General features: G+C 78.8%; 9 protein-coding genes. 3 read left to right on the forward strand and 6 right to left on the reverse strand.

What is annotated here, in order from left to right:
* The coding region (locus GTR00_RS08395) for a cupin domain-containing protein (RefSeq protein WP_166611174.1) at nucleotides 1–1,255 on the forward strand (1,255 nt) is incomplete at its 5' end.
* 65 nt (nucleotides 1,256–1,320) lie between these two features.
* Nucleotides 1,321–2,163: a sucrase ferredoxin gene (locus tag GTR00_RS08400; protein WP_166611175.1), complete on the forward strand. Its 843-nt coding sequence runs from the start codon at nucleotides 1,321–1,323 to the stop codon at nucleotides 2,161–2,163.
* Nucleotides 2,164–2,218: 55 nt separating this feature from the next.
* On the opposite strand, the gene GTR00_RS08405 is transcribed toward GTR00_RS08400, so the two are convergent.
* The gene (locus GTR00_RS08405; protein ID WP_166611182.1) at nucleotides 2,219–2,770 is read right to left on the reverse strand and encodes an NAD(P)H-dependent oxidoreductase; all 552 of its coding nucleotides are present in this window, start codon (nucleotides 2,768–2,770) and stop codon (nucleotides 2,219–2,221) included.
* A 194-nt stretch (nucleotides 2,771–2,964) separates the two neighbouring features.
* Between GTR00_RS08405 and GTR00_RS25700 the strand changes: the two genes are divergently transcribed.
* The gene (locus GTR00_RS25700) at nucleotides 2,965–3,378 is read left to right on the forward strand and encodes a DUF3253 domain-containing protein (protein WP_166611176.1); all 414 of its coding nucleotides are present in this window, start codon (nucleotides 2,965–2,967) and stop codon (nucleotides 3,376–3,378) included.
* 32 nt (nucleotides 3,379–3,410) lie between these two features.
* Here GTR00_RS25700 and GTR00_RS08415 read toward each other — a convergent pair whose 3' ends face one another.
* The 5 genes from GTR00_RS08415 to GTR00_RS08435 all read right to left on the reverse strand — a co-directional run bounded on the left by GTR00_RS08415 (nucleotide 3,411) and on the right by GTR00_RS08435 (nucleotide 8,870).
* A complete protein-coding gene (locus GTR00_RS08415) occupies nucleotides 3,411–3,728 on the reverse strand; it encodes an antibiotic biosynthesis monooxygenase family protein (RefSeq protein WP_166611177.1) in 318 nt (105 codons plus the stop codon).
* A 38-nt stretch (nucleotides 3,729–3,766) separates the two neighbouring features.
* A complete protein-coding gene (locus GTR00_RS08420; RefSeq protein WP_166611178.1) occupies nucleotides 3,767–4,504 on the reverse strand; it encodes a hypothetical protein in 738 nt (245 codons plus the stop codon).
* A 184-nt stretch (nucleotides 4,505–4,688) separates the two neighbouring features.
* Nucleotides 4,689–7,187, reverse strand: coding sequence for an FtsX-like permease family protein (locus GTR00_RS08425; protein ID WP_166611179.1), 2,499 nt, complete (start codon nucleotides 7,185–7,187; stop codon nucleotides 4,689–4,691).
* Nucleotides 7,188–7,190: 3 nt separating this feature from the next.
* Nucleotides 7,191–7,961 (reverse strand): ABC transporter ATP-binding protein, encoded by a 771-nt coding sequence (locus tag GTR00_RS08430; protein WP_166611180.1) that lies wholly within the window; start codon nucleotides 7,959–7,961, stop codon nucleotides 7,191–7,193.
* A 198-nt stretch (nucleotides 7,962–8,159) separates the two neighbouring features.
* Nucleotides 8,160–8,870: a response regulator gene (locus GTR00_RS08435; RefSeq protein ID WP_166611181.1), complete on the reverse strand. Its 711-nt coding sequence runs from the start codon at nucleotides 8,868–8,870 to the stop codon at nucleotides 8,160–8,162.
* Nucleotides 8,871–8,886 lie beyond the last annotated feature (16 nt).

Raw genomic sequence — 8,886 nt, forward strand, 5'->3', positions numbered from 1 at the left:
CCCCGGCGCCGCCCCCACCCCGGGGGCGGCGCCGGGCGCGTCGGCCCTGCAGCGGTGCTTCGGCGCCGCCGCCGGCGCGATCGCCACCGAGCACTGGAACACCCGCCCGCTGCTGGTGCGCGCCGCCGAGCGCTCCGCCCGGGGCGGGCGCGCCGACTTCGACGACCTGCTCTCCACCGCCGACGTCGACGAGCTGCTCGGCCCGCGCGCGCTGCGCACCCCGTTCTTCACGATGGTCAAGGACGGCGCGGGCCTGCCGCGCAGCGCCTTCACCCGCAGCGCCGTCGCCGGCAACCAGCAGCTCTCCGACCTGCCCGACAGCGACGGCGTCGCCCGCGCCTTCGCCGACGGCGCCACGATCGTGCTGCAGGCCCTGCACCGCACCTGGCCGCCGCTGGCGACCTTCTGCGCGGACCTCGCCGCCGACCTCGGCCACCAGTGCCAGGTCAACGTCTACGTCACCCCGCCCGGCGCGCAGGGCTTCAAGCCCCACCACGACACCCACGACGTGGTCGTGCTGCAGGTCGACGGGCGCAAGCACTGGACGATCCACCCGCCGGTCGTGGAGCTGCCGCTGAAGTCCCAGCCGTCCAAGGCGCTGGGCCCGGACCCCGTCGGCGGGCGCGCGCCCGTCATCGACACCGTCCTGGAGCCCGGCGACGCGCTGTACCTGCCGCGCGGCTGGCTGCACTCGGCGCGCACCACCGAGGAGCGCTCGGTGCACCTGACCGTCGGGCTGCTGGCCACCACGTGGGCCGACGTGCTCTCCGACGCCGTCGCCTCCGCCGGCCGCGACGACGTGGCGCTGCGCCGCGCCCTGCCGCTGCCCGGCCAGGACGTCGACGTGGAGGCCTTCCGCGCCGCCGCCGCGCGCTGGCTGGCCGGGCTGGACGAGGCCGCCGTGCACCGCCTGGTGCAGCGGCGGCGCGATCGCGCCGTGCCCGCCGAGCCGGTGGGCGCGCTGGCCCAGGACGCCACCGCCCGCTCCCTGGGCGCGGGCACCCGGCTGCGCCCGCGGCGCGGGCTGACCGTGCGGCTGGCCGAGGCCGGCGAGCGCGTGGAGCTCGTCCTGCCCGACCGGCGCGTGGCGTTCCCCGGGTGGGTCCGCCCGGCGCTGGAGCAGGTGCTGGCCTCGCCCGCCACCTCCGCGGGGGAGCTGGCCGCCGCCGGCGCCGGCCTCGACGAGGGCGACGCGCTGGTGGTGCTGCGCCGCCTGCTGCGCGAGAACGTGCTGCTGCCTGCGGGGCCCGCCTGAGCGCTGACACCGCCACCGGCGAGCGGTTCTCCTGCGCCGCCCGGGCGCAGGGGGACCGCGAGCCGATGCTCGGCACCGCCACCGCGGTGCGCGGCTACCTGCTCGTGGAGGAGCCCGGCCCGTGGGGCCCGGGCGCCCTGCCGGCCTCCCGGCTGGGGGAGGCGGTCACCACCGCGCTGAAGGCGGTGGCCGCCCGCCGCGGCCTCAAGCCGCTGCTGGTGCGCCGCCCCCACGCCGCCGGGCGCGACCCCGACGGCCCGCGGCGGCTGTTCCTGGCCGACTGCCGCCGCGGCGCCGGCGCGCTGCTCACCCGCCTGGCCGACCCCGCCGACCTGGCGGTGGCCGCCGCGGACGAGGAGGGCTGGAGCGCTGCGCGCGGGCCGCTGCTGCTGGTGTGCACCCACGGGCGCAAGGACTGGTGCTGCGCCGTGCGCGGCCGCCCGGTGGTCACCGCGCTGGCCGCGCTGGACGCCGAGGCGGTGTGGGAGTGCTCGCACCTGGGCGGGGACCGCTTCGCCGCGACGGTGCTGGCGCTGCCCGGCGGGGCCGTGCACGGGCACGTGGAGCCCGACGACGCCGCGGCGCTGCTGGCGGCGGTGCGCGCCGGGCGGGTGCTGCCGGCCAAGCTGCGCGGTCGCTGCGGCGACGCCGTCGTCGTGCAGGCCGCCGAGGGCCACGCCCGCCTGCTGCTCGGCGAGGACCGCCTGGAGGCCTTCGCGCCGCGGCGGGCGGAGCGCCTGCCCGACGCGCCCGGCGGGCGGGCGCGCTGGCGGGTGTCCTTCGAGGCCGGCGGCGCGCCGCTGGAGGTGGACCTGCGCGAGGGGCGCGCCCCGGCGCAGCGGCTGACGTGCTCGGCCGCCGGTGAGCAGGAGGCCCGCACGTGGGAGCTGGAGGAGCTGCGCCGCTGAGGGGCGGCGGGGCTCCCGGGGCGGCTGGCGCCCCGGTGGGCGCCGGCCGCGCGGCTCACTCGCCCTTCAGGCGCCCGGCGATCGTCACCACGCGCGTGGCGAGGTGGTCCAGCGCGTTCAGCTCGGCCTCGCCCAGCGGGATGTCGTTGCCGCCGCCGGTGACGTGGCTGACGCCGTAGGGGTTGCCGTCGACGAACTTCAGCCCGTCGGTGTAGCCGGGCGGCACGATGATGCCGCCGAAGTGGTAGATCGTGTTGTAGAGGGCGATGAGGGTCGTCTCCTGGCCGCCGTGGGCGGTCTGGGAGGTGGTGAACCCGGCGTACACCTTGTCGGCCAGCAGGCCCTGGGCCCACTGGGCGCCCAGGGAGTCCAGGAAGGTCTTCAGCTGGCCGGCGACGTTGCCGTAGCGGGTGGGGGAGCCGAACAGCACGGCGTCGGCCCACACGACGTCGTCGGCGCTGGCGCCGGGGGCGCCCTTGCTCGCCTCGGCCTCGGCGGCCTGCGCGTCGGTGGCGGCCTTCTCCCCGCCGGTGGGCCGGCGCTCGACCTGGCGCAGGCGCACGTCGGCGCCGGCGGCCTCGCCGGCGGCGGCCAGGCGCTCGGCCATGGCGCGGGTGGTGCCGGTGGCCGAGTAGTAGACGATGGCGAGCTTCACGCTCACGGTGGTTCCTCCTGGTCGTTGAACGAGCAATCACTCGGGGATCACGGTAGCCGCCGGGGCGTGCGCCGTCGAGGGCCCCGGCGGGTCCCGGCAGGACCACCCGGCGCGCGGGCGCGCGCGGCAGCGGGTAGGACGATCCGGTGGCCCACCGCACCCGCAGCACCCCCGGCGCCCGCGGCACCGAACCGCCCGCGAAGGACTGCGCCGTCTGCGGGCGCACCATCACCTGGCGCCGCGCGTGGGCGCGGGACTGGGAGCAGGTGCGGTACTGCTCCGACGCCTGCCGCCGCCGCGCCCGCGGGGCCGGCGCGGCGGTGGACGCCCGCCTGGAGGAGGTGCTGCGCGAGCTGCTGGCCGCCCGCCCCGCCGCGGCGGGCGTGGACCCCGAGGAGGCCGCCCGCGCCGTGGGCGGCGAGGGCTGGCGCGAGCTGGTGCAGCCGGCCCGCTCCGCCGCCCGCCGCCTCGTCGCGGCCGGCGAGGCGCACCTCGTGCAGGGCGGGCGCGCGGTGGACCCCTCCACCGCGCGCGGGCCGGTGCGCCTGCGGCGGCGCTGAGGCGCCCGGTGCGTCAGTCGGCGGCGGGTGCGTCAGCCGGCGGCGGGCGCCGGGCCGGCGCCGAGCACGACCTCGAACTCCAGCAGGCTCGCGCCGGTGGCCACCGGCTTCGCGCGCTCACCGGCGTGCGCGGCCTTCGCCCCGCCGCCCGCCCACGCCTGGAACGCCTCCTCGGTCTCCCACCTCGTGTAGACGAAGTAGCGCGACTCGCCCGCCACCGGGCGCAGCAGCTCGAAGCCCAGGAACCCCTCGGTGCCCTCCACGGCGCCCATCCGGTGCGCGAAGCGGCGCTCCAGCTCCGCCCCGCCGCCCTCGGGCACCTCGATCGCGTTGATCTTCACGACAGCCATGCGGCCAGCCTGCCACGGCCCGTGCAGCGCCCGGGCGCTCAGCCGAGGGGGAAGCGGTGGGTGCCGCGCAGCGTGGCCCTCCCCGCGGGGACGGCCCCCTGCCCGCTCCAGCTCACCGTGACGTGGCGCGCCGTCGCCGCCAGCAGCTGCGAGGGCCCCTCGCAGGCGCGCACCTGCGAGGGGCGCGGCAGGTAGAACGCGATGGCCACCTCGGCGCTGTCGCTGTCCAGGCGCGTCATGGCGCCGGCGTCCGACAGGGCGAGGGCGCTGGGCTCGGTCGCCACCGCCACGGTGCGCCGGGTGGGCCGCGAGCGCCCCTCGCACCGCACGAGCAGGTCCACGCGCGTGCCGGCCGTCCGCACCAGCGACGCCACCGGCAGCTCGCACGTCTCCGGCGACCAGCCGGGCTCGGCCGGGTCGCAGGACGGGATGCCGCCGTAGGCGTCGAAGCCGGAGAGCTCCACCGTGACGAGGCCGTAGCCGCACAGCGCCTTGCTGGCACCGGCGAAGCAGTCGTCCTGCCACGGGTCCACCTGCGCCGGCGCCTCGGTCCGCACGCTCGCCCCGGTGACCCGCAGCCCCGGCTGCGCGCTCCACGCCGCGCTCGTGCTCCACGCCGCGCCCGTGCCCGCCGCCGCGCTCGTGCTCGTCGTGCTCGTCGTGCTCGTCGTGCTCGGTGCCGCGGCGGCCGGCCCCGCGCCGGCCAGCGGCAGCAGCGCGGTGGCCAGCAGCGCGGCGGCCCGAGCGGTGGACGTGTGCTTGCGAGTGCGACCCACGGTCGTCTCCCCCTGTGGTCGAAGGACCCGCCCCCCAGCGGGTCGTCACTCATGGTGCCCGAATGCTCACGGCGGTGGGGCCGTTCGGGCGAACCCGTCAGGGTGCCGGTGCTGCCGGGGCCGCGCGCCGCGCGGCGGCCGGGCGGATCCCCTCCTCCCGCCCGACCACCCGCGCACCCGGCGCTCAGCCGGCGATCGCCGCCACGGGGGACGTGCGCGCCGCGCGCCGCGCCGGCAGCACCGAGGCGAGCACCCCGGCGAGCGCGGCGACCACCACGATCCCGGTGATCCGCGCCCACGGCACGTCGAGCACCACCGGGCCCTGCTGCGCCAGCACCGAGGCGGTCCCCGCCAGCCCGTACGCCGTGCCCAGCGCCACCCCCAGCACGCCGGCCACCCCGGCCACGAGCAGCGCCTCCCACGCCAGCAGGGCGCGCAGCTGCCCGCGCGTCAGGCCCAGGGCGCGCAGCAGGCCCGACTCCTGGCGGCGCTCCACCACCGACAGCGCCAGGGTGTTGCCCACCCCGAGCAGGGCGATGACGACCGCCACCCCCAGCAGGCCGGTCACCACCAGCAGCATCGTCGTCAGCACCTGGTCGAACGCCGCGCGCACCGCGACGACGCCGCTGACGTCGCTGCTGGGCAGGGACGCGGCCACCACCTCGGTGATCGCGTCCACGGCCCCCGCCTGGCCCTCGGCGCCCAGGCCGTCGTCCAGGCGCACCCACGCGCCGCGCACCACCGCGCCCGGGTCGGCGCGCAGCAGGTCCTCGACGGCGGCCAGCGCGCCCTGCTGGGAGTCCGGGGCCACGACGACCCGCAGCGGGACGGGCGAGCCGCCCTGCGCCGCGGCGGGCAGCACGTCGCCGGTCGACAGGCCCAGCGGCTGCGCCGCGTACCCGGGGACCACCAGCTCGCCGGGGCCGGGCAGCGGCGCCCGCTGCTGCGAGCGCACCACCGCGGCCGCCGCCGCCGGGTCCACGCCCGTCACGGTCGTGGTGCCCCCCGCACCCACGGACACCTCGCCCTCCAGCGTCGGGACGACGCCCGCCACCCCGGGCACCTCGCCCAGCCGCTGCAGCAGCCCCGCGTCCACGGTCCCCTCCCAGGTGGAGACGACGACGTCGGTGGGGTAGCCGGCCTCCAGCAGGTCCTCGGCCGTGGCGCGGGTGGAGGAGGCGCCCACCACCATCGCCGTGGTCAGCGTCACGCCGATGAGCAGGGCGGTGGCCGTGGCCGCCGTGCGGCGCGGGTTGCGCACCGCGTTGCCGGCGGCCAGGCGCGCGGGCACGCCGCCGCCGCGCACCAGGCGCCCGGCCAGCCCGACGACGGCGGGCACGACGCGCTGGGCGAGCAGCACCACGCCCACGAAGCTGAGCGCGCCGGCGAGCACCGCCGGCACCAGCGCCCCCCGCGAGGAGGACCACGCCAGGACCGCGGCGGAGGGGACGGTGAGGACCGCGCCGGCGACCAGGCGCACCAGTCCGCTGCGCGAGCGCACCGGCGCCGGCACCAGCGGGCGCAGCGCGGCCAGCGGCGCCACCCGGGTCGCGGCCCGGGCCGGGGCCAGCGCCGCCAGCACGGTCACGACGGTGCCGAGCACCACGCCCACCACCAGGGCGTGCGCGGGCACGTCCAGCGTCCCCAGCGGGACCGGGGAGTCGGCGTCGGCCGCCACCCGGGCGACCACCGCCGCCAGGCCCACCCCGGCCGCGGCGCCCGCCAGCGAGGCCAGCAGGCCCACCACGGCCGCCTCCAGCAGCACCGAGCGCGCGGTCTGGGCGCGGGTGGCGCCCACGCAGCGCAGCAGCGCCAGCTCGCGGGTGCGCTGGGCCAGCAGCACCGCGAAGGTGTTGGCGATGACCAGGCCGGCGACGAGGACGGCCACCGCCCCGAAGACCAGCAGCACCGAGGTCAGCGCCGCCGCGTCCCCGGTGAAGGCCGAGGCCACGTCCTGCGCGGCCTCCTCGCCGGTGCGCACGACCAGGGCGCCCTCGACGGCGCCGGCCACCCCACCGGCCAGCTGCGCGCCGTCGGCGCCGGGCGCGGCCGCCACCCGCAGGCGGGAGGGCTCGGGCGCGCCCCAGCCGCGCACGTCGGCGTCGGTGGCGAACAGGCGCCCCTGCAGCCCGGCGGTGGGGTCCCCGCGCAGGTCCACCACACCCACCACGCGCACCCGCGCGACGGGCCCGGGGGCGTCGTCCTCCTGCGGCACGCTCAGCTCCAGCTCGTCGCCCACGGCCGCGCCGAGGCGGTCGCTGACGGCGACCTCGCCGGGCGCGCGCGGCAGGCGCCCGGAGCTGGTGCGCTCCCAGCGCAGCGGCCCCTCGGCGGTGACGGCGTCGGCCTGCGCGTAGGAGCTGCCGGAGCGGCCGGGCAGGCGCACCTGCACGCCGGCCCCCCGGTCGGCGGCCACCTGCGCCACGCCCGGCAGGGCGCGCACGCGCTCGGCCGCCGCGCCCAGCGCCGGGCCCGCCGCGGCGGGGTCGGCGCCCTCGTCGGCGGTGACGACGGCGGCGCTGGCGGTGAAGGGCGCGCCCACCGCCTGCAGCAGGCTGGCGCTCGCGGAGGAGTTCAGCACCAGGGTCGCCACGACGAACGCCACGGCGATGACGACGGCCAGGCAGGAGGCGAGCACGCGCCCGGCGTGGGCGCGCAGCTGCGCCAGGGTGGTCCTCAGCACGGCTCAGGCCCCCAGGGTGCGCAGCGCGTCGATGACGTCGTCCGGCGTGGGGGCGGTCAGCCCGCCGGCCAGCCGCCCGTCGGCCAGCAGCACGACGCGGTCGGCGTAGCCGGCGGCGACGGGGTCGTGGGTGACCATGACGACCGTCTGCCCGAACTCGCGCACGCTGGAGCGCAGCAGCCCCAGCACCTCCGCGCCGGCGCGCGAGTCGAGGTTCCCGGTGGGTTCGTCGGCGAACACCACGTCCGGGCGCGACAGCAGCGCACGGCCCACGGCCACGCGCTGCTGCTGCCCGCCGGACAGCTCCGAGGGCTTGTGCCGCAACCTCTTCGCCAGACCCAGGCGGGTGACGACCTCGTCGTGCCAGGCGCGCTCGGGGGTGCGCCCGGCCAGTTCCATCGGCAGCACGAGGTTCTCCCCGGCGGTGAGCACCGGCAGCAGGTTGAAGGACTGGAAGACGAAACCGATGCGGTCGCGGCGCAGTCGGGTCAACTCGGCGTCGCGCAGCGCGGTGATCTCCGTCTCGCCCAGGAACACCCGCCCGGCCGTGGCGGTGTCCAGCCCGGCCAGGCAGTGCATGAGCGTGGACTTGCCCGAGCCCGAGGGACCCATGATGGCGGTGAACTCCCCGCGGGAGAACTCCACGTCCACGCCGTCCAGGGCGTGCACGACGGCGTCGCCGCGGCCGTACGTCTTGCGCAGCCCGGTGGCGCGCACCGCCGCGGCGGCGGCGTGCACCACCTCCGGGGAACGGGTGGGGCGCGGTGTGGGCACGGGTTTTCTCCTCGCGGTCGTGGACCGCCGGCACGGCCGGCGTCGAACTCCTCGACCGTAGGGAGGCGGCCCCGCGCGCCGCGTCGGACGCGGAGGTGATCCCGCCGCCCCGCCGCCTCGGACCGGCGGGGGACGCGCGCCGGGCGCCTCATCCCCCGGGGGGACTCCCCGGGGGACGCGGCGCCCGCGCCGGCGCGCTCAGCGGGCGTCGCGCAGCACGTCCCCGGGCTGCACGAGCCCGGCGGTGTAGGCGAGCACGACCGCCTGCACGCGGTCGCGCGAGCCGGTCTTGGCCAGCACCCGGCCCACGTGCGTCTTCACCGTCGCCTCCGAGACGAAGAACCGGGCGGCGATCTCGGAGTTCGTCAGCCCGTGCGCCATGCACTCCAGCACCTCCGTCTCGCGGGGGGTGAGGTCGGCGGGCAGCGCGGTCGGCGCGGCCGCCTGCGCGCCGGCGCCCTGGCGCAGCATGGGGCCGACGTGCTGCAGCAGCCGGCGGGTGGAGCTGGCGGCGATGACGGCGTCGCCGGCGTGCACGGTGCGCACCGCGGCGAGCATCTCCTCGGGGGGCGCGTCCTTGAGCAGGAACCCGCTGGCGCCGGCGCCGATGGCGGCCACGACGTACTCGTCGAGGTCGAAGGTGGTCAGCACCACCACCCGCGGGGACGGGCGGCCCTCCGGGCGCGCCGCGCCGGTGATGCGGCGGGTGGCCTCGATGCCGTCCACCCCGGGCATGCGCACGTCCATGAGGACGACGTCGCAGTCGGTGCGCTCGACGAGCTGGGCCCCGGCCAGGCCGTCGGAGGCCTCGCCGACGACCTCCAGGTCCGGCTGGGAGTCGATGACCATGCGGAAACCGGCGCGGACGAGCTGCTGGTCGTCGACGAGGACGACGCGGACGGCGGGCACGGGGGACCTCCTGGGC

Source organism: Kineococcus indalonis (assembly GCF_009906395.1).
In the GTDB taxonomy this organism is placed as follows: Bacteria; Actinomycetota; Actinomycetes; order Actinomycetales; family Kineococcaceae; genus Kineococcus; species Kineococcus indalonis.